The sequence below is a fragment of the Haloglomus litoreum genome (genome assembly GCF_029338515.1).
Classification (GTDB): Archaea; Halobacteriota; Halobacteria; order Halobacteriales; family Haloarculaceae; genus Haloglomus; species Haloglomus litoreum.
Genome location: NZ_CP119988.1, coordinates 4,658,905 through 4,677,928, shown reverse-complemented (window position 1 = coordinate 4,677,928; position 19,024 = coordinate 4,658,905). Strand labels below are relative to the sequence as shown.

General features: G+C 72.6%; 24 protein-coding genes. 12 read left to right on the top strand and 12 right to left on the bottom strand.

Annotation, left to right across the window (positions count from 1 at the left end; genetic code table 11):
• Positions 1-65: 65 nt before the first annotated feature.
• Positions 66-1,055 carry a 5,10-methylenetetrahydromethanopterin reductase gene (locus P2T62_RS23285; protein WP_276259418.1) on the top strand — a complete coding sequence of 330 codons (990 nt, stop codon included), beginning with the start codon at positions 66-68 and terminating at the stop codon, positions 1,053-1,055.
• Positions 1,056-1,088: 33 nt separating this feature from the next.
• Here the strand turns inward: P2T62_RS23285 and P2T62_RS23280 are convergent, their stop codons facing one another.
• Complete coding sequence (locus tag P2T62_RS23280) at positions 1,089-1,307, bottom strand: DUF8024 family protein (RefSeq protein WP_276259417.1); 219 nt, start codon at positions 1,305-1,307, stop codon at positions 1,089-1,091.
• A 101-nt stretch (positions 1,308-1,408) separates the two neighbouring features.
• Here P2T62_RS23280 and P2T62_RS23275 point away from each other — a divergent pair, with 101 nt between their 5' ends.
• Complete coding sequence (locus P2T62_RS23275) at positions 1,409-1,711, top strand: DUF7573 domain-containing protein (RefSeq protein WP_276259416.1); 303 nt, start codon at positions 1,409-1,411, stop codon at positions 1,709-1,711.
• Between the two features lie 9 nt (positions 1,712-1,720).
• Here P2T62_RS23275 and P2T62_RS23270 read toward each other — a convergent pair whose 3' ends face one another.
• Positions 1,721-1,972 carry a tol-pal system YbgF family protein gene (locus P2T62_RS23270; protein WP_276259415.1) on the bottom strand — a complete coding sequence of 84 codons (252 nt, stop codon included), beginning with the start codon at positions 1,970-1,972 and terminating at the stop codon, positions 1,721-1,723.
• Between the two features lie 331 nt (positions 1,973-2,303).
• Between P2T62_RS23270 and P2T62_RS23265 the strand changes: the two genes are divergently transcribed.
• From P2T62_RS23265 to yciH, 4 genes are all read left to right on the top strand, one after another.
• Positions 2,304-3,269, top strand: coding sequence for an AAA family ATPase (locus tag P2T62_RS23265; protein ID WP_276259414.1), 966 nt, complete (start codon positions 2,304-2,306; stop codon positions 3,267-3,269).
• A gap of 1 nt (position 3,270) precedes the next feature.
• A complete protein-coding gene (locus P2T62_RS23260) occupies positions 3,271-4,344 on the top strand; it encodes a DUF58 domain-containing protein (RefSeq protein ID WP_276259413.1) in 1,074 nt (357 codons plus the stop codon).
• Positions 4,341-6,632, top strand: coding sequence for a transglutaminase TgpA family protein (locus P2T62_RS23255; protein ID WP_276259412.1), 2,292 nt, complete (start codon positions 4,341-4,343; stop codon positions 6,630-6,632). The genes P2T62_RS23260 and P2T62_RS23255 overlap by 4 nt, the downstream gene beginning before the upstream one ends.
• A gap of 100 nt (positions 6,633-6,732) precedes the next feature.
• Positions 6,733-7,026, top strand: coding sequence for a stress response translation initiation inhibitor YciH (gene yciH / locus P2T62_RS23250; RefSeq protein ID WP_254832561.1), 294 nt, complete (start codon positions 6,733-6,735; stop codon positions 7,024-7,026).
• A 40-nt stretch (positions 7,027-7,066) separates the two neighbouring features.
• Here yciH and P2T62_RS23245 read toward each other — a convergent pair whose 3' ends face one another.
• Entirely contained in the window at positions 7,067-7,732 is a 666-nt protein-coding gene (locus P2T62_RS23245) for a helix-turn-helix domain-containing protein (protein WP_276259411.1), read from the bottom strand.
• Between the two features lie 89 nt (positions 7,733-7,821).
• Here P2T62_RS23245 and P2T62_RS23240 point away from each other — a divergent pair, with 89 nt between their 5' ends.
• Positions 7,822-8,172, top strand: coding sequence for a hypothetical protein (locus P2T62_RS23240; protein ID WP_276259410.1), 351 nt, complete (start codon positions 7,822-7,824; stop codon positions 8,170-8,172).
• Positions 8,173-8,187: 15 nt separating this feature from the next.
• Here P2T62_RS23240 and P2T62_RS23235 read toward each other — a convergent pair whose 3' ends face one another.
• Complete coding sequence (locus P2T62_RS23235) at positions 8,188-8,607, bottom strand: rhodanese-like domain-containing protein (RefSeq protein WP_276259409.1); 420 nt, start codon at positions 8,605-8,607, stop codon at positions 8,188-8,190.
• Positions 8,608-8,753: 146 nt separating this feature from the next.
• On the opposite strand from P2T62_RS23235, the gene P2T62_RS23230 reads away from it, so the two are divergent.
• Entirely contained in the window at positions 8,754-10,121 is a 1,368-nt protein-coding gene (locus tag P2T62_RS23230; RefSeq protein ID WP_276259408.1) for an MFS transporter, read from the top strand.
• A gap of 54 nt (positions 10,122-10,175) precedes the next feature.
• Positions 10,176-10,385 carry a hypothetical protein gene (locus P2T62_RS23225; protein ID WP_276259407.1) on the top strand — a complete coding sequence of 70 codons (210 nt, stop codon included), beginning with the start codon at positions 10,176-10,178 and terminating at the stop codon, positions 10,383-10,385.
• A gap of 19 nt (positions 10,386-10,404) precedes the next feature.
• On the opposite strand, the gene P2T62_RS23220 is transcribed toward P2T62_RS23225, so the two are convergent.
• Together P2T62_RS23220 and P2T62_RS23215 are read right to left on the bottom strand one after the other, a co-directional pair.
• A complete protein-coding gene (locus P2T62_RS23220; protein ID WP_276259406.1) occupies positions 10,405-11,211 on the bottom strand; it encodes an ABC transporter permease subunit in 807 nt (268 codons plus the stop codon).
• On the bottom strand, positions 11,208-12,128 hold the full coding sequence (locus P2T62_RS23215) for an ABC transporter ATP-binding protein (protein WP_276259405.1): 921 nt from the start codon (positions 12,126-12,128) through the stop codon (positions 11,208-11,210). The genes P2T62_RS23220 and P2T62_RS23215 overlap by 4 nt, the downstream gene beginning before the upstream one ends.
• A gap of 162 nt (positions 12,129-12,290) precedes the next feature.
• Here P2T62_RS23215 and P2T62_RS23210 point away from each other — a divergent pair, with 162 nt between their 5' ends.
• The gene (locus tag P2T62_RS23210) at positions 12,291-13,094 is read left to right on the top strand and encodes a DUF5518 domain-containing protein (RefSeq protein ID WP_276259404.1); all 804 of its coding nucleotides are present in this window, start codon (positions 12,291-12,293) and stop codon (positions 13,092-13,094) included.
• A 19-nt stretch (positions 13,095-13,113) separates the two neighbouring features.
• Here the strand turns inward: P2T62_RS23210 and P2T62_RS23205 are convergent, their stop codons facing one another.
• Positions 13,114-14,163: a hypothetical protein gene (locus P2T62_RS23205; RefSeq protein WP_276259403.1), complete on the bottom strand. Its 1,050-nt coding sequence runs from the start codon at positions 14,161-14,163 to the stop codon at positions 13,114-13,116.
• 160 nt (positions 14,164-14,323) lie between these two features.
• On the opposite strand from P2T62_RS23205, the gene P2T62_RS23200 reads away from it, so the two are divergent.
• Positions 14,324-14,950 (top strand): hydrolase, encoded by a 627-nt coding sequence (locus P2T62_RS23200; RefSeq protein WP_276259402.1) that lies wholly within the window; start codon positions 14,324-14,326, stop codon positions 14,948-14,950.
• 22 nt (positions 14,951-14,972) lie between these two features.
• Here P2T62_RS23200 and P2T62_RS23195 read toward each other — a convergent pair whose 3' ends face one another.
• Together P2T62_RS23195 and P2T62_RS23190 are read right to left on the bottom strand one after the other, a co-directional pair.
• Positions 14,973-15,314: a DsrE family protein gene (locus P2T62_RS23195; RefSeq protein WP_276259401.1), complete on the bottom strand. Its 342-nt coding sequence runs from the start codon at positions 15,312-15,314 to the stop codon at positions 14,973-14,975.
• A 79-nt stretch (positions 15,315-15,393) separates the two neighbouring features.
• Positions 15,394-16,560, bottom strand: a complete 1,167-nt coding sequence (locus tag P2T62_RS23190) for a low temperature requirement protein A (protein ID WP_276259400.1) — start codon at positions 16,558-16,560, stop codon at positions 15,394-15,396.
• A gap of 324 nt (positions 16,561-16,884) precedes the next feature.
• Between P2T62_RS23190 and P2T62_RS23185 the strand changes: the two genes are divergently transcribed.
• Complete coding sequence (locus P2T62_RS23185; protein ID WP_276259399.1) at positions 16,885-17,307, top strand: CoA-binding protein; 423 nt, start codon at positions 16,885-16,887, stop codon at positions 17,305-17,307.
• A 20-nt stretch (positions 17,308-17,327) separates the two neighbouring features.
• Here P2T62_RS23185 and P2T62_RS23180 read toward each other — a convergent pair whose 3' ends face one another.
• From P2T62_RS23180 to P2T62_RS23170, 3 genes are read right to left on the bottom strand one after another with little or no spacing between them, the layout of a single operon-like run.
• The gene (locus P2T62_RS23180; RefSeq protein WP_276259398.1) at positions 17,328-17,915 is read right to left on the bottom strand and encodes an NUDIX hydrolase; all 588 of its coding nucleotides are present in this window, start codon (positions 17,913-17,915) and stop codon (positions 17,328-17,330) included.
• Entirely contained in the window at positions 17,912-18,436 is a 525-nt protein-coding gene (locus P2T62_RS23175) for a hypothetical protein (protein WP_276259397.1), read from the bottom strand. Before P2T62_RS23175 ends, P2T62_RS23180 begins: the two co-directional genes overlap by 4 nt.
• Positions 18,433-19,020 (bottom strand): DUF5809 family protein, encoded by a 588-nt coding sequence (locus tag P2T62_RS23170; protein WP_276259396.1) that lies wholly within the window; start codon positions 19,018-19,020, stop codon positions 18,433-18,435. The genes P2T62_RS23175 and P2T62_RS23170 overlap by 4 nt, the downstream gene beginning before the upstream one ends.
• Positions 19,021-19,024 lie beyond the last annotated feature (4 nt).

The window sequence follows — 19,024 nt, the reverse complement described above, 5'->3', positions numbered from 1 at the left end:
GAACATCCGAACTACATCTGGAAGTCGCTGGATATCTCGAAAACACTGACTCCCCACAGAAAACCATGCTCGGAATCGAACTCACGCCGGAACACCCGGTCGACCGCATCGCCGACCTCGGCGTCCGCGCGGCGGACGCGGGGTTCGACACCGCCTTCGTCTCCTCGCACTTCTTCAACCGCGACCCGTTCGTCGCCTGCGACCGTCTGGCCCGCGCGACCGACATCCGCGTCGGCCCGGGCGTCATCAACCCGTACGAGACCCACCCCGTCACCCTCGCGTCGCGCGTCGCCAGCCTCGACGAGGCCAGCGGCGGCCGTGCGGTCTACGGCGTCGGCCCGGGTGACCCCTCGGCGCTGCGCTCGCTCGGCCTCGTCGAGGAGCGCGGGCTCCGGTCGGTGCTGGAGGCGTTCTCCGTCGCCCGGGACCTCTGGGCCGGCGAGACGGTCGACCACGACGGCACCTTCGGGGCCAGCGGCGCGGGCCTGAAGTTCGAGCCGCCGCAGGGCCGCTCCATCCCGGTCTACGTCGGCGGCGAGGGGCCCCATATGTGCCGGATGGCCGGCAAGCACGCCGACGGGCTGCTGTTCAACGGCTCGCACCCGGACGACCTCGCGTGGGCGCGCGACCGCGTCGACGAGGGCGCCGAGGACCGCCCCGCAGCGGATGATGAGGTGGACCTCGCGGCCTACGCCAGCGTCTCCGTCGCCGAGGACGCCGAGGCGGCCCGTGACCTCGCCGTCCAGCCGGTCGCGTTCATCGCCGCCGGCGCCGCGCCGCCCGTCCTCGACCGCCACGGCCTCGACGCCGACCGCGCCGAGCGCATCGGCGAGCACCTCTCGGCCGGCGACTTCTCCGCCGCCTTCGACGAGGTGACCCCGGAGATGGTCGACGCGTTCTGCATGGCCGGCACGCCCGAGGCTGTCGCCGAGCGGATGGCCGGCGTCCTCGAGCACGCGGACTCGCTCGTGGTGGGCTCGCCGCTGGGGCCGGACCTCGAGACGGCCGTCGAGCTGGCCGGCGCGGCCGCTCGCGAGGCGGGCATCGAGAACTGAGGAACACGCGTTCGGGCGACGCTCCGGCCGGGTTCAGCTCCGCTCCCCGGGCCCCGGCGGCGACCGGCCACCGGGGGCGAGCTGGCCCAGCTGCTCTGCGACCGCGCCCAGCGAGAGGAGACCCAGCACCGCCGACGCCCCGCCCACGAACAGTGCTCCCAACAGCACCAGCACGAGCGTGATGGGGTCGCTCAGGACGTTGGTCACGACGAGGTCGATGGCCTCCGCGGGCGTGATTCCGGTCTCTGCCATACCTCCACGTGCGACGCTCGGACCTTCAGTCTGTCCGTTGCGGGCGTGTGCGGGTCGGCCCCACCGTCAGGGCTAACCCGCCGGCGGCCGTCCGTCGGCGCATGACCCGCGACGCCTCGCTCGACGAGTTCGCCGGCGGGGGCAAGGGGGACGATGCCGAGGACGCCGAGGACGCCAACGACTCTCCCGGCGACGCTGTCCCCGTCGAGGACGCGGCCGAGACCACCGACGCGCCGACCACCGGGGACGACGCCACGTTCCTCCCTCCCGACCAGGTGGAACCGGCCCGCTCGACCTACGACTGGTCGCCCGGGGGCGCCGCGTGTGCGGCCTGCGGCGCGACCGTCGAGGCGCGCTGGCGCGACGAGCCGGGGCTGGTCTGTGCGGACTGCAAGGCGTGGTGACCGGCGGCGTCACTCTCCCTCCCGGAGGGCCGCCAGTTCGGCCTCCAGCTGCTGGACGCGTTCCTCGACGGTCTGCAGGTCCCGCTCCATCGCCCTGAGTCGCTCCCTGCGGATGTCGAGGTCGGCCTCCTGCTCCTGCAGCTGCTCGAACAGTTCCTCGTTCGCCTCCCGGACGGTCGATTCGAGCTGACAGACCCGACGCTCGAACTCGCGGGCCGCCACCCCGGAGTCGGCCGTTGGTTTCCCGTCGTGCTCTGCCATCGGTCGACATTTCGACGACTGCGACAAAAGGATACGGCCGAACTGTTCGGTCCGCCCGTCGCGCTCCGGGACACCCGGGCTGTACCTCGCCCGGAGAAGCCGTAGCAGCGGAGCCGACCGATTCGCCCCCGAGTTCATGGAGTGCGGTGACGCGAACCGCTGGCGGCGTCCTTCGTCTATATACCTCTCGGGATACCCGCACCCAGCAGAGTTACAAGCGCGCCGCCCCTCCGTGCAGTACAATGACACTCGGGGAGCTGCCGAGCGAGAGGCCCCGTGGGGACAGGCAAGACACTTACCGTGACCGCTGCCACCGTCCCGCGAGGTCCCAATGAGCGAGTCACCCTCCACCGCCGACACCGCGCTCGACGCCGACCCGAGCGTCGAGTCGGCCGGCGAGACCGCCCGTGCGGTCATCGACAACGTCGAACAGGTCATCGTCGGGCACCACGATGCCATCGAGCACCTCATCTGTGCCTTCCTCGGGCGGGGGCACGTCCTGCTGGAGGACGTCCCCGGCGTGGGGAAGACGATGCTGGCGCGGTCGGTCGCGCAGTCGTTCGAGTGCGAGTTCAAGCGCGTCCAGTTCACCCCCGACCTGCTGCCGACGGACATCACGGGCGTCAACATCTACAACCAGGGGACCGGCGAGTTCGAGTTCCAGCGCGGCCCCATCTTCGCGAACGTCGTGCTGGGCGACGAGATCAACCGGGCGCCGCCGAAGACCCAGTCCGCGCTGCTGGAGGCCATGGAGGAGGAGCAGGTGACCGTCGACGGGGAGTCGTACCCGGTCCCCTCGCCGTTCACCGTCGTCGCGACGCAGAACAGCGTCGAGCGCGACCGGACCTACGACCTGCCCGCGGCCGAGCTGGACCGTTTCATGGCCCAGCTCTCGCTGGGCTACCCGGACGAGGCCGACGAGGCCGCCCTCCTCGGGCAGGTCGTGGGCGACCACCCCATCGAGCAGCTGGAGCCGGTCGCGACGACCGAGGACCTGCTCGCGGCCCGGGAGGCGACCGCCGCGGTCGCGGTGGAGGCGCCCATCCGCGAGTACGTCACGCGCCTGGCGCGCTACACGCGCGACCACGCCCAGTTGGGCGTGAGCCCGCGCGGGGCCATCTCGCTGCTGCGTGCCGCCCAGGCCCGCGCCGTGCTGGACGGGCGCGACTACGTCATCCCGGACGACGTGCAGGCCGAGGCCCAGGTCGTGCTGGCCCACCGCATCCGGCGCGGCGCCGGCGAGGGGACGGGCACGGAGCTCGTCGCGGAAGCGCTCGACGCCGTCGCGGTCGAGTGAGATGCGACCGACACGACGCGGTCTCGGCGCGCTGGCCGTCGGCCTCGGCGCGCTCTACCTCGGGGCCCGCTTCGGCATCACGGGACTGAACGCCTTCGTCGTCCCCGTCATCGTCGGCTACGGCGTCGGCGCGGTCCAGCTGTACCGCGCGCCCGCGCCGACCGTCGAGCGCTCCACCCCCGCGCCGGGCTTCCCCGGCGCCAGCCGCACCGTCACCATCGATGTCGAGTCGGCGGTCCCGCTTGACCTCCACGAGGCGGTCCCCGAGCGGCTGCGCGTGGCCGATGCCACCGTCGTCGGTCCGGACGGGCGCGAGCGCCCGGGCGCGGCGACCGTCACCGAGGAGGGCGCGACCGTCTCGCTCCCGGGCGACGGCAGCATCCGCCTGGAGTGCGAGCTCGTCGGCCGCGGGGTCCACGACCTGGGCCCGGCGACCGCCCGGGTCCGGGACTCGCTGGGCCTGCTCGCGACCGAGACCGAACTCACGGGCACGGCGCCCGTCGTCGTCTACCCGGACGTGGTCGCCCTGACCGACAGCGGGCCGCTGGCCGGCCTCGTCGAGAAGGCGACCGCCGACGACCGGGCCGCCTTCGACGAGGTCCGCGAGTACGTCCCCGGCGACCCGCTGCGCGACGTGAACTGGAAGGTCTCCGCGAAGCAGGCCGAGGGTGACCTCGTCGTCACGGAGTGGGCCGCCGACGAGGAGGGTGGCATCACCGTCGCCGGCGAGGCCTCCCACGAGTACGTCGACGAGATGGCCGCCGCGGTCGGGAGCATCGCCACCTACCTGCTCGACGCCGACCTCATCATCGGGGTCCGGGTCCCGAGCGGCGAGGTCGACGAGGAGCGCGGCGAGACCGCCCGGAACCGCATCCTCGAGCTGCTGGCGCGGACGAAGGCCGGCAGCGTCGGCGAGGACGCCGAGGTCATCGTGCGGTCGGGCTCCGACGGGACGACCGTCTCCATCCAGGGGCGGACGGTCCCGTTCGAGCAGCTCGCCGGCGAGCGGCCACCGGAGCCCGCCGACGAGCCCGAGCGGTCCGTCGCCGACCGCGTCCGGGAGGTGGTCTCGTGAGCGCACCCACCGCCGGGTCGCGGACCGCGGGCGAGGCCGACGCGGGGCTCGCCCGGCTCCTCCCCGAGTTCGACCCCGTCAGGCTGCTGGCGCTCGCCGGCGTGGCCGGCCTGCTCGGCACCTTCCTCTCGGTACTCTACCGCGTCTCGGACGTGGCCGGCGACGTGACGCTGTTCCTGCTCGTGGCGGGCGGGGCCGTCGTCGCCGCCACCGTCGTCGCCCGGTTCGTCCCCGAGGGCGTCGCGCTCGGGCTCGCGGTGCTGTTGCTCGCGGCGGGCACGTACGCCTACGTGACACAGCTCCCCCGGGACGCGGCCACGACCGAGACGCTGGTCCTGCTCGTCAGCGACGGGATCGAGCTCCTGACCGGCCTCTCGGTGCTCCGCATCGTCAACGTCGGGCTGTGGGCGCTCGCCGCGACGCCGGCGCCGACGTTCGTGGCTTGGTATCTCGCGCTGCGCCGGCGCTACGTCGCGTCGGTGGTCGGCGGCGGCGCCATGCTCACGCTGTTCGTCCTCACCGGCGACGCGGGCGGCGCCCTCGCGCTGCTGGGCGTGGTCGCGGCGACCGGCGCGGTCGGCTTCGGCGACCTCGAACGGCGGGGTGGCGACCTCGCGACCGCCGAGACCGTCGCGGTCGTCCTCGCCACGATGGTGACCGCGGCGCTGCTGGTGAGCGTCGTCCCCGCGGCGGGGGCGGACCCGCTCGACCTGGGGACCGGCTCGGGCGAGGGGACCGTCGAGTCCAGCCTCACCTCCGCCGGCGACAGCGTCAGCGTCCTCGGCTCCATCCGGCTCTCCCCGGAGGTCCGCTTCACCGTCACAAGCAACGAGCCGACCTACTGGCGGGTCGGCTCCTACGACCGCTACACCGGGAGCGGCTGGGTCCGGACCGGGGCCGACAGCTCGTACGACGGCCGGCTCCGGGGGCCGGTCGGGCGAAGCCGTGAGGTCACCCAGCGCTACAGCGTCGAGTCCGAACTGGAGGTGATGCCGGCGGCGTGGAAGCCCAGGCAGGTCTCCGACGCGCCCGTCTCCCTCGTCGAGCTACCGGGCGGCGGTGTCTCGCCGGACAGTGCGCTCGAACCGGGCGACACCTACACGGTCGAGTCACAGCGCCCGGTCGCGAGCGCCCGGCAGCTCCGCGAGGCCGGCGTCGACTACCCCGACGCCGTCGCCGAGCGCTACACGCAGCTCCCCTCGACCACGCCCGACCGGGTCGGCGAGCGGACCGCCCGCATCACCGCCAACGCCGACAACCCGTACGACACCGCCCGCGTCATCGAGCGGTGGCTGGAGAACAACCGGGAGTACTCGCTCACGGTCGACCGGCCACGGGGCGACATCGCCGACGCGTTCCTCTTCGAGATGGAGCAGGGCTACTGCACCTACTACGCGACGACGATGGTGACGATGCTCCGGACGCAGGACATCCCCGCGCGGCTGGCGGTGGGCTACACGCCCGGCCAGCGCGTCGCCCAGGATCGGTGGGTCGCACGCGGGCTCGACTCGCACGCGTGGGTCGAGGTCTACTTCCCGGACCAGGGCTGGATCCGCTTCGACCCGACGCCGGCCGCCCCGCGCCAGGCCGCCGAGCGCCAGCGCATCCGCCAGGCCCGCCAGTCGGGCGGCGTCGGTGGCGTCGACACGGACGAGTCCCGCAACCTGACGTTCACCTCGACGCCGTCGGCGACGCCGACGCCTGGCGACGGCGGCCGCGCCCCCGGCGAGACGCCGACCCCGACGCCGACGACACCGTCGCGCAACGGGACCGACACCGGGTCCACGGGGACCGCGACGCCGACGGACAACACCACCAGTGCCGGCATCGATTCGCCCGGCGGTGGCGGGAGCGACGACGGGGGCGGCATCCCCCGGCCGACGCGCGAGCAGGCGGTGCTCGGGCTGGTCGTGCTGGCGGGTGTCGTCGCCGGGGTCCACCGCTCGGGCGCCGCGCCGCGGCTGTATCGCGAGCTCCGGCTCCGCTACCAGCCACGGACCGACGACCCCGCGAGGGACGTGGCCCGGGCGTTCGGGCGCCTGGAGTTCCTCGCCGAGAAGGCCGGCGCCACCCGGCGGCCGGGCGAGACGGCCCGCGAGTTCGCCGCCCGCGTGGGTGCGGGTGGTCCGGGCGGCCCCGACGAGCGTGCCCGGCGGCTCGCGACGCTCCACGAGCGCGCCCGCTACGGTGGCGGCGTCACCGTCGAGGAGGCCGACGAGGCGGTCGGGCTCGCGGACGAGCTGGTGAGCGACCGCCCCAGCATCGACCGGCCCCGAGCCGGCTCCTGAGCCCCGATCCGCCGGTCGCTGGCCGCCGCTGGGCGTGCGTGCGCCGGGGGTGGCCTCTCGACAGGATTTAATATCGGCCCCACACTACGTCCGACTTGTAATGTCGGAAGTCTGCTCGACGTGCGGGCTCCCTGAGGAACTCTGCGTCTGCGAGGACGTGGCCAAGGAGTCTCAGGAGATCAACATCCGCATCGACGAGCGCCGATACGGTAAGGAGGTAACGGTCATCGAGGGGTTCGACCCGAAGGACGTCGACCTGGATTCGCTGTCCAGCGATCTGAAGTCGAAGTTCGCCTGCGGCGGCACCGTCGAGGACGGTTCCATCGAACTCCAGGGCAACCACACCGGACGCGTGGAGGACTTCCTCCGCGACAAGGGATTCAACGTTGCCTGACACCTGACCGCACGTCGAGCACCCCACGCGGGGTGACTGCTTATCCGCCGACCACCCGCCCCACCAGCCGCGCCTCCGCCTTCCGCAGGTGGGTCGCAGCCGTCGACTCCGCCACGCCCAGCGCGTCGGCCACGTCGGCCACGCTCCCCTCGCGGGGCACCTCGTAGTAGCCCGCCGCCCACGCGGCCGCGAGCGCCTCGCGCTGCCGGCCGGTCAGGTCGCCGCCGCCGATGCGCCCGGCGCGCGCCGGGGCGGGCCCCGATTCGACGCCGTCGACGTCGACGCGGACGCCCTCGTCCGATTCGAGCGCCGCGACGGCGGCCTCCAGCCGGTCGGCCTCGCCCAGTACGGTCAGGCGGATCGTCCGGTCCGGGCGGAACTCCACCGGCGGCACGAGTACGAGGCTTCCGAGGTCGAACGCCTCGTAGAACACCTCCTCCTCGGGGCGTGGCTCCTCCCGGACGTAGGCGTAACACCCGCGCGCCGCGGGGACGAGGTCGTAGGCCTCGACCTGTTCGGTGTCGTCGAGCAGCGCCTCGTAGGCGTCGGCGTCGCCCTCGGCGTAGAACAGCAGCGCCGCCAGGTCCCCGTCCGGGTTCGCGTGGAACAGCAGTTCCCGCTCGATGGGCGCGCCCTCGCAGACCGCCCGGTGGACGGGATGGAGGGTCTCCGTCGAGAGGTGGACGGTGAGGTGGAGACACTTCATACTCGCGGCAGCGGCGCGGCGCACTTGAGCGGTCCGCTCGGTCCGACCCCGGTAGCGGGGTTTATCCGCCCCGGCGTCGATGCCGCGGTATGGACGAGCCCTCCACCGACCCGTCCGACAGCGACGGCCGTGACGGACGCCCCGGTGACGACGCCGGCCGCTCGCTCACGGGCGACGAACAGTACGCCGTCGTCCGCCGTGCCGTCGAGGACGCCCTCTGGTCCGTCCTCGGGACCGCCGTCTACGCCGTCTTCCTCGCGGTCCTGTTCGTGGTCGGGCTCTCGATGCTCGCGGGTGGGCTCTTCGCCGCCGACCAGCCGGGCGGTCTGACGCTGCTGCTGGTCGGCGTGGTCCTGTTCGGCGGTGCGGGGCTCGAACTCGTCCGAACCTTCGGCCTGTTCCCGTCGGTCCGGCGGCGGTCGACGACCGGCCAGGAGTAGCGTCGCGCGGCGCCCTCAGAACGGGGCCTCGGGCCCCTCGTCGTCGCCCTCGCCGTCGGCGGCCACCTCGTCGTCTCGCGGGCTCCGCCCGCTCGACCGTTCCGCGTCGCGTGGCGACGCGTCCTCCAGCCCGTACCGCTCGGCCCACCCCGTGACGCCGTCGGCCATCGACTCGACGCGGCCGTCGAACCCCTCGTAGGAGGCGATGAGCCGCGCGGCCTGCACGCTGGCCTCCCCGTGCGGACAGACCGTCACGACGTGGTCGGCCCCCGCCAGCTCCTCGATGCGCCCGGTCAGCTCGCGGAACGGGATGTTCTCGCTGTTCGGCAGCCGCCCTCGGCGGAAGGCGTCGGCCGAGCGGATGTCCACGACCCGCACGTCCGCGCCGGATTCGAGGAGGTCGTGGAGTTCCTCGGCGGAGATCTCGTCGTCCATACCCGGTCGGAGCGGCCGCGCGAGGATAAATCCACGCCGAACGACCGCGCTCGGCGACCCACCCGGTCACCGTCGTCGCCGCGACTCGCCCGGATCGCCGCGACGCACTCGGTAGCCACAAGTGCGGCCCGGGCGCAGGCCGGGTCGTGTCAACGCCCCGCTCCGGGACCGTGGTGGAGGCCGCCGCCGGCGAGGTCTCGCGCCGCCGTGCGCTGGCGACGGTGCTGGCGGTCGTCTTCATCGACCTGCTCGGGTTCGGGGTCATCATCCCGGTCCTGCCGTTCTACGTCCGCTCGTTCGGCGTGAGCGACGTGTTCATCGGGCTGCTGGCGGCCTCCTATTCGCTGACGCAGTTCGTCTTCGCGCCGCTGCTGGGCCGGCTCTCGGACGAGCGCGGGCGCCGCCCCGTGCTGATGCTGTCGCTGGCCGGGAGTGCCGTGGCGTGGCTGATCTTCGGCCTCGGCGAGCAGCTCCAGGGCCCCTTCGGGACCGTCGGGGCGCTGGGGGCGCTGTTCGCCGCCCGGATGCTGGCGGGCGCGATGGGCGGCAACATCGCCACCGCGCAGGCCTACATCACCGACATCACGCCGAAGGCCGAGCGCGCCGCGGCGCTGGGGCTCATCGGCGCGACGTTCTCACTGGGGTTCGTCTTCGGTCCCGCGCTCGGGGGGCTGGTCGCCAGCGACCCCGCCGTCGCGCTGGCGCGCGACCTCCTGCCGGGCTTCGTCCCGGCGACGGTGTTCTCGCTGCCCTCGTTCCTCGCGGCGACGCTCTCGCTGCTGGCGCTGCTGGCCGCGGCGCGGTTCCTCCCGGAGCCGAACCGCCAGCGCGGGAGCGCGCGGCGGGAGGGCGGTCTCGTCTCCCAGTTCCGCGAGGCGCTGGCCGACCGCGACCTGCGGCCGCTCGTCCTCGTGTTCCTCGTCACGTCGGTCGCGTTCTCGGGCGTGCAGGTCGCGTTCATCCCGTTCGTCGCGGATATCTACGGCTACGACGCGGCTGCGGCCGGCCTCCTCCTGACCTACATCGGCGTGCTGGGCGCCATCAACCAGGGCGTCGTCGTGCGGGCGCTCTCCCGACGCTTCGCCGACACCCGGCTGGCCGTGGGGGGCGCGGCGGTCCTGCTGCTGGCGCTGGCGACGCTCCCGTTCGCGCCCGAACTCGGGCGGGCGCTCCTCGGTGGCGTCGCCGGCGCCGTCCCGGTCGTCGGCCCGGAACTGCTCGCGCTCCTGCTGGTCCTGGCGCTGCTCTCGGGTGGCAACGGGCTGATGAACGTCGGCATCACGGCGATGGTGTCGGCGGCGGCCGACGAGTCCGCCCAGGGGAGCGCCTTCGGCGTCACGCAGGGCGCCGGCAGCCTCGGCCGGACGCTGGGCCCGCCGGCGATGACGGCCATCTACGTGCTCTACTACTGGGCGCCGTTCCTGGCGGGTGCCGCGCTCACCGTCGGCGTCCTCGGCGCGCTGGTCGTGGTGGCGCGTCGGTCGGCGGTCTTCGAGGGGGTCGGGCCGGTATAAACCCCCGAACCATTCGGCGCTACCGGCGTCGTGGAGCGGCGCCTTCCACCGGATATGCGCCAGCAGTCGCCGACGACCTGTGCGATCTGCGACCGCGGGGTCGCCAGTCGCTTCGTCTACCGCACGCTGAACGGCGCGCGTCGCCACGAGGAACCGCTCTGTGCGCACTGTGCGGCGATACTGGTCGACCTCCCCTCGGTCGACGACATCGCGCCGGCGCCGCCGCCCGCCGCCCGTGGCGGACAGGCCACGGAGTCCGATTGAGCCCCGTTCGCCCGCCGAGTCAGAGGTCGGCCCGCTCGAACCGCGCGACCCCGACCGCCAGCGGCACGACCGTCCAGGCGACCAGCACGAGGACGGCCGCCAGCGGGCCGGCGGTGACGACCGTCGGCGGCGTGGTGTTCGGCAGCAGGGCCGCGACGAGGTTCCGGTAGGCCTCCGTGGGGACGGCCTGGGCGAACGCGACCGCCCACTCGGGCTGGGGCCCGGTCGGCGACTGGAGACCGTTCGCGACGAACCGGACGGCGTTCGGGATGGCTCCCCAGAAGGCCAGCAGCGTCAGGTAGGCCACCGCGGCGGTGATGGTCGCGCGGCCGCGGGTCGACAGCGACGCCGAGAGCCCCACGGCGAGCCCCGTGACGCTCACCCCGAGCGCGAGCGCGAGGAGGTAGCCGCCGAGCGCGAACACCGGGCCCGGCACCCCGACGACCCCGAGGTAGGCGACGGTCGCGACGAGGTAGCCGGCGGTCACCAGCAGCGCCGTGAACGCGGCGCGGCCCAGGAACGTACCGAGCACGAACGCTCGCCGGGAGTGGGGCGGCGCCAGCAGCAGCCGGATCTCGCCCGTCTCGCGGGGCCCCGCGACCCGGTCGTAGCCGAACTGGAGCGTCGCCAGCGGGAGGAACAGGAAGACGACGCCCTGCAACTGGCGCAGCAGCCCCGGCGCCCCCGCGCCGGGCCGCCCACCGCCGGACAGGGCGACGGGGCCCCCGAAGAACATGACGAACAGCACCAGGACGGGCCACACGGACCGCGACCGGAACGGGTCGCGGAGGTCCCGCTCGACGACGGCGCGCAGGCGGCCACTCATGCGAGGTCCCCCTCCTCGCCGCCGGTGTAGGCCGCGAACAGCTCCTCCAGCGAGGCCTCCTCGGTCCGGATGTCGACCACCGCCGCACCGTCGCGCCGGGCCGCGTCGACGACGGCGGCCTTCCGGTCCGGCGGACAGGACGCCGAGACGCTCGGCCCGTCGACGCGCACGTCGCTCACGCCGTCGACCTCCCGGACGGCCGCGACGGCCGCCTCCGAGGGGGTGTCCAGCGTCACGGTCAGCCGGCCGACCGAGCCGACGCGCTCGCGGAGGCCGTCAAGCGAGTCGCTGGCGACGAGGTCGCCGTCCGAGAGGATGCCGACCCGGTCGCAGACCGCGGCCACCTGCTCGAGGATGTGCGAGGAGAAGAAGACGGTCGCGCCGCGCTCGTTCTCCTCGCGGACGATCTCGCGCATCCGCCGGGCGCCGTTGGGGTCCAGCCCCGTCGAGGGCTCGTCGAGGATGAGGAGGTCCGGCTCCCCGACCAGCGCACACGCCAGCAGCAGGCGCTGGCGCATCCCCTTCGAGAACCCGCCGACCGGTCGGTCCGCGTCGAGGGCGATGCCGACGCGGTCCAGCAGCGCCAGCGGGTTCTCGTCGCTGCCCTTCGAGTCGACGACGTACCGGACGTGCTGGCGGGCGGTTACGTGGCCGGTCAGGCTGGTCGCGTCCGGCAGGATACCGGTCCGGGCGTGGACCGCCGTCGGGTCGGCCTGGGCGTCGTGGCCGAAGACGGTGACCTGCCCGGCCGACGGGCGGACGTAGTCGAGGACGATGTCGATGGCCGTCGACTTCCCGGCACCGTTCGGCCCGAGGAAGCCGTACACCTCGCCCCGTTCGACCGTGAACGAGACGTCGTCGAGCGCCCGGACGTCGCCGAAGCGCTTCGAGACCGCGTCTAGCTGGAGGGCTGGCATCTGACCCGACGTTCAGCCGGTGGGGCCTTGAAATCCGGTCCCCGGACGCCACGACGCGCTCCGCCCGCCGGGCCCGGTCGTCGTTCCTCCTCCACGCCCCCGTCGTTCTCGACCGGTGGGAACGACCGGTTCCCTCAGGACGCCTCGTGGCGTCCCACCGGTATGGAAACCTCTGAACGGTCCGACACGACGCTATCGAGCGGTGCCGACGCGGATACCGGTTCGGAGCCGCTCCGGTTCGTCGACTGGCTGACCGCGGGTGTGCTCGCGCTGGTGGGTCTCGCGTTCGTCCTCGGCGGGGCGGCCCTCCTCCTCTGGACGGACCCGGAGACCGTCACCCGGCTCGTCGCCGACGGGACCATCCGGTCGGACGTTCTCGGCCCGGCCGCGCTCACCGACCTCGTCGTCCTGACGGCGTGGTGGAGCGGTGCCGGCCTCGTCGGCACCGGCCTCGGGACGTGGCTGGTCGGGGGCTGGTTCGTCGCGGCCCGTCGCCGCGAGCGCCGCGAGGGCGTCCGCGGCGTCCGGACGAACGCCATCGTCGGCGCCGTCACGTCGGCCGTCTTCGGGTTCGTCCCGTTCTCGCCCGTGCTGGGTGGCGCCGTCGCGGGCTACCTGCAGCGCGGCGACCGCGATGTCGGACTCCGGGTCGGCGGCCTCTCCGGCCTCCTGGCCGCGCTCCCCGTCGTGGTCGTGCTGCTGTTCGTCTTCGTCGGGCTGGTGGCCGGCGCGACCGGCTCGGAGGCGCTCCCCGTCGTGGCCGTCGCCGCCGCGGTGACCGCCGTCGCGCTCCTGTTCGCCCTGCTGTTCTCGGTCGGGCTGGGCGCGGCCGGCGGCCTGCTCGCCGTCGAACTCGTCGGGCGCGGTGGTGGCGACGCCTCCGACGACCCGACTGGCGACGGCGACGAGCCAGCCACGGAGGACGACCCTGCCACCGGGGGCGACGACCCGGCCGTCGAGACGTGACGGCACGCAGTCCGGGCGCCTACTCCCACGAGAGGCCCTGCGGGTCGGCTGGCGGCGCGAGCGGGCTCGTCGGGAGGTCACCGCTCGGGTCGGGGTCGTTGTACGCCGACGGCGCCACGTCGTTCGGCGCGTCCGGGTAGAACAGCGACGCGATGGCGTGGAGGTGCTCGCGACCCACATCGAGTTCGAACTGGCCGCCCCCGAACATCTCGATGTCGCGCTCCCGGCAGTGGTCGATGGTATCGAACAGCGATCGCACCGAGCCGAAGCGCGAGGGCTTGATGTTGAGCCACTCCGGCTTCCAGGGTAGTTCCTCGACGGTCTCGACGCCGCGGATAGGGTAGTCCCACGTCACCCGGGCCTCCTCGCCCTCGAACAGGGGCCGGGTCTCGTCGTTCAGCTCCGGGTCCTCGATGAGCGCCTCGGGGAACCCCTCGATGACCCGCTCGTACAGCGCGGGGTCGGCCGGCTGGTCGACCGTCGTCCCGTGGTACTGGCCCTTGAGGTCGAGGGTGCGGACCGCGTCGGTCGCCGCCAGCCGGTCGACCACCTCGTCGGTCCACTCGGAGGTCGGGTCGAGCTTGAACTCCAGGTCGGGGTACCGGTCGAGCCAGTCGAGGACGCGGTCCCCGGTCGGTGGTTCCTCGAGCCGCGTGCTGACGACGAACCGGACCGGGTCGTACGTGCGGCCGAGCCGCTCGGCGAGGTCCGTGTCGGCCTGCCGCAGCGCCAGGTCGAGCGCCGCGCTCTCGAACGCCCACCGGCGGTAGTTCCGGAAGATGGCCTGCCCGGGTTCGGCACCCCGGAACAGGTCGATGTCGGACAGGTGCCCGGAGAACTCGTCGAGGGTGTACGTTGCCGTCAGGTCGAACGGCTCGTCGACACCCTGGAGGGCATCGTGGGCGTCGTTGTCGTACGTGACGTCCTCCCCCCGGCCCACATCGCCGTCGCCGCGCAGCGAGACGACCGTCGTCGCGCGCGTGAAGCCGCTCGAGGTGTCGCGCTCGCGCCGGTCGAGCTCGTAATCGTCGATGGTCAGGTCGAGGTCAGCGACCGAGTCGTAGAGCATGTACCCGTCGGTGGCACCGCATACCGGTTAAGTTCACGAACCGTCACGACGGTGCCGGGCGAGGAACGCCTCCTGTGGTGGCGTTCCGGCCCGATATCGACGACCGAGCCGCATATCTGCGGCGATACCACTACGTGGGTGCGGGCCCCCCTCGGGAACCATGGCCGACGCGACTCCGAGCGAGCGGTTGCTCACGCCCGAGAACTGTGCAGTGACGTTCATCGACCACCAGCCCGAGATGGTACTGGGCGTCAACACCATCGGGACCGGGACGCTCCGGAACAACGTCGCCGGGCTGGCGAAGGCTGTCGACGCCTACGACGTGCCGACCGTCCTCACCACCATCGGCCGGGACTACAACGGCCCGCTGTTCGACGAACTCCGCGAGACACTCCCCGACGAGGCGGTCATCGACCGCACGACGATGAACTCCTGGGAGGACGAGGCGTTCGTCGAGGCCGTCGAGGCGACCGGCCGCGACCGGCTGGTCGTCGCCGGCCTCTGGACCGAGGTGTGTGTCTGCTTCGCCGCGCTCTCCGCGCTGGAGGCCGGCTACGACGTCTACGTCGTCGCCGACGCCTGCGGCGGGCAGACAGAAGCCGACCACGAGCGTGCGATGGAGCGGATGGTCGAGGCCGGCGTCACGCCGGTCACCTGGTCGCAGGTGCTCTACGAGTTCCAGCGTGACTGGGCGAGGGAGGGAGCCGACGAGGCCCATCAGATCGCCAAGGAGCACGGCGGCGACTTCGGGATGGCCGTCGAGTTCGCGGACTTCCTCTCCGGGTAGTCCCGCTCCGGGACCGCCGTCCTCAGGGGACCTTGATGTACCGGTAGCCGTGCTCCTGCCGGCGCGTGAGTTCGCCGACCGACGTGGGTGCCGTCTCGACGACCTCGAGGATGTCGTCGTCGGTCAGTCCGGCCGCTTGCATCGATTTCTCGCAGGCGACGAACTCGACGGCGCCCGCCGAGAGGTTGGTGATCTCCTCGGCGTAGGCCGACTCCGCCCGGACGAGTTCGACGCCGGACGCGTTCGCGACGACCGCGACGGCGTCCATCTCGACCGAGGGGTCCTCGAAGATACCGGCGGCGTACCGAATCGCCGCGTCCTGCACCTCGTCCGCACCGTCCGCCACGTGGAATACGGTCTTCATGCAGGGGGGAATCGGAGGGGGACCGAAGAGCTTTCGACGGCGACTCGTGGGCCGTGCACCCGACGAGTGGGTCGTCAGCTCAGTGCCCGCGAACGGTCCGGCGGATATCCGCGTTCGTGGTCTCGAAGCCCGCGAGGACCACGAACAGGGCCGTCAGAACCGACAGCGCGAGCAGGGCGGACACCCACATGGCTATCGGTACGACCAGACAGGCCCCACCCGCCACGACGAACCGCGGGACGCTGACGCTCCCGGCGTCCCGGAGCCGGAAGAGGTTGTGGCCGACCAGGTACAGCGCCCCGCCACCGCCCAGTGCCACCGCCGGGACGGTCGCAAGGACCCCGCCGACGTGAACGAGGGTCTCCTCGATACCGAGTGCGACGAAGATGATGCCCGCGACCATCGGGAGGTGGAGATAGCTGTACGAGTCCCGGGCCAGCGCCGCTCGCTCCTCGTCAATCGCCTCGGTGAGTCGCCGCTCGGCGGCGAGGACGACGTAGTCGAAGTACAGCCACCAGAGCGCGATGACGAGGACGATTCCGGAGATGGCAGCGGCGAGGACGGTGGGCGTGAGCGCCAGACCGCCGCTGTCGACGCCGATGCCGATGGCCACGATGGACTCGCCGAGGGCGATGATGAGGATGAGCCGATGGCGCTCGACGAAGTGGCTGGCCTGGACGGTGAAGCCGGCGACGCCCCGGGCGAGCGGGACGCCGTAGTCGATGGCGAGTGCCACGACCCAGAGGAGGCCCTGGAGCGGCCCGTCGAGGAGGCCCGCCGGAACGAGCAGCGCCGGTCCGAGCAGGAACCCGGGTGCGAGGCGGAGCACCGCGGCCCGGGTCTCCGGGTCGGTCGCGAGCGCGTACAGCACCACGTGCAGGACGCGGACGACGAAGTACGCGAGGCCGAAGAGCAGGCCATCGTCGCCGAAGGCGTCGGGGACGGCCAGCGCCACGACCAGCATGGCTGCCATCGCGGCGAGAATGACCACGCGGGCCGGCAACGCCTCCTCGGCGGGGATGGCGTTCGTCAACCAGGAGTAGGTGACCCATGCCCACCACAGGGCGGCGAGCAGACCGACACCACGGACGACGCCGACCCAGGTCAGGTTGTGCGCGAGGAAGCTGCTCACCTGCGTCATGGCGAAGACGAACACGAGGTCGAAGAACAGCTCCAGCGGAGTGACATCCTGGTCGTCGTCCAGAACGTCGCCCTGTCCCGAGACGAGGGGGAACGTTGCACTCATCCACGTCGCCGTATCCGGTACCGTGGCTTCAAGTCTCGGTCTTCCGACAGGCTTGCGAGCTCCGTACGCGTCCGGATGGGTATCTGTGACTCGTGTTGTGCGCCGTCGACGGGAACTCAGCGTCGTCGAACTCGGAGCGGGTACCGGCATCGCCGTCACCGGGGGGAATCACATCAGAGAACGCTCGTGACGGTTCGAGAACGAACTCGACCCCTGGCAACACCAGTGACCGACGGACTCGCTCCGGACTCGAGGATGGACTGCCACCGTCGTGACGACCACATCCGCCGATACACTGATTCCTCGCCGTCGAGAGGTCCCCCCATGCCCATCACCGACGCCGACGGGCTCCGCCGGGTCCTCGGCCACGACCGCGTCGCCGTCGTCGGGGCCTCGACCTCGTACGAGAAGGCGGCCCACATCGTGCCGGCCTATCTCCAGCGCCACGGCTACGACCTGACGCCGGTCAACCCGGGTGCGGACGAGGTGTTCGGGGAACGGGCCTTCGATTCACTGGCCGACGTGCCTGGCCCCATCGACATCGTCCAGGTCTTCCGGCCGAGCGAGGAGGTCCCGGCCATCGTCGAGCAGGCGCTCGCCCGTGACGACGTGCGGGCCATCTGGCTGCAGGTCGGCATCACGCACGACGCGGCGGCCCGGAAGGCCGAGGCCGCGGGGCTGGACGTCGTCCAGGACCGCTGCATGAAGGTCGAGCACGGGCAACTGGTCCGGAATCCGATGGACTGACCCGGGCGGTGGGGGGCTGCCTACAGCAGCCCCTCCTCCCGCGCCAGCAACACGCCCTCCATCGTCGCGTCGTTGGCCGGTTCGGACCGCGCCACGTCCAGCGCCTCGTCGACGGGCACCGCGTGAACGTTGATGAACTCGTTGCCGTCCAGTTTCCGCTCGACCGGAGTGAGCCCCTCCGCCCAGACGATGCCGCGCTCGTGGCGCAGCACGCCCGTCGAGCAGTCGAACGACTCCAGCAGCGCCGTGCCGGAGGGCGCGAAGCCGGTCTCCTCGGCGAGTTCGCGCGCTCCGGCCTCCGTGTAGCTCTCGCCGTCCTCGACGATGCCCGCGGGCAGTTCGAGGCAGAGTTCGCGGATGGTCGGGCGGTACTGCTCGACCAGCAGGAGCGAGTCGTCCGCGACCGCCACCACGACCACGGCGGACGGTAGCTCCGCCCAGTAGTACCGCTTCGTCGAGCCGTCGGGCTGCTCGACGAGGTCGTACCCGCCCGTGTACCAGCCCGTCTCGTACTCGGCCACGGACTCGACGACCGGCCAGTCGTGGGTCGCGGGGTCGTACTCCGTGACGGGCCGGTCGCCGCCGTCAGCACCGGACTCGTCGCTCATCCCGTCACCTCCGCGCGTGGCGCCGCGTCGGTCCCGGCCGCCGGCCGCGCCAGCCGGGTCGCGCTCGCCTCGCCGCCCGATTCGCCGCCCGACCCGCCGACCGCGTCGGGCGTCTGCGTGATGGTGACCCGGTAGCTGGTCCCGTTCCGGGAGAGGTAGACGCTGGTGTCGTTGCCCGCCGTGACCGTCGCGTTGGGGTAGTCCCGCGTGAGCGCCTCGAACTCGTCGAACGGGGAGTGGGTGAACCCCTCCTTGAAGCCGAACGGGCCCCGCCAGTACGGGTCCGAGCGGCCGGTCCCGTTGGCGTTCGTCGCGGCGGCCGAGACGGCTGCCGTGCTGAAGCGGTAGCGCCGCGCCGAGAGGTTCGAGGTGTTGACCGTCTCGTCCGGCGCGTCCTCGGCGGTCGCGACGACGTAGTACGGGTCGCCGCTCTTCAGGAACGACGGGAGCGCGCCGAGCGCCAGCAGCAACACCACGACCGCGAGGATGACCAGGATGGTGTTCCGGGTGATCCGTCTCACTGCGGGTCCCCCCCGTCCCCCTCGTCCTCGTCCTCCTCGGGCGGCACCGAACTGTGGGCCCCCGTCTCGACGGGGTCGGCGTGGATGGCGTCGCGGTAGACCCGGCCGAACACGGTCCGGCGGAGCGTCGCGGTCGCGGCCTCGGGTTCGTCCTGGAACGTCGCGGCGACAGCCACGGGGGTCACGTCCTCGTCGCCGGACTGCGTCCGGCTGCCCGGGGGACTCCGTCCCCCGCTGTCACCCGCGGCCCGGGTCGGCGGGCCGTCGGCGCCGAACGGGACGACGTGCCAGGCCACGTTGGGTACCTCGTCGCTTCCCATCACGCGGACGTCGCCGTCGAAGTCGTCGCGCCACGCCTCGAACTCCTCGCGGTCGCCGACCCGTACCTCGAGGAGCGACGCGAACAGCGCGTCGCGGGCCGTCGAGCGCACGTCGTCGGTCACCCGCTCGGCGTACTCCTCGCGGTCGAAGCCCATCGCCTTCGCCGTCTCCCGGGTCACGGTCCGGGCCGCCCCGGCGAGGTCGGCGTACGAGCCGCGCGCCTCGGCCGCCGATTCCGGCGCGAGCAACCCCTCGGTCTTCATGCGA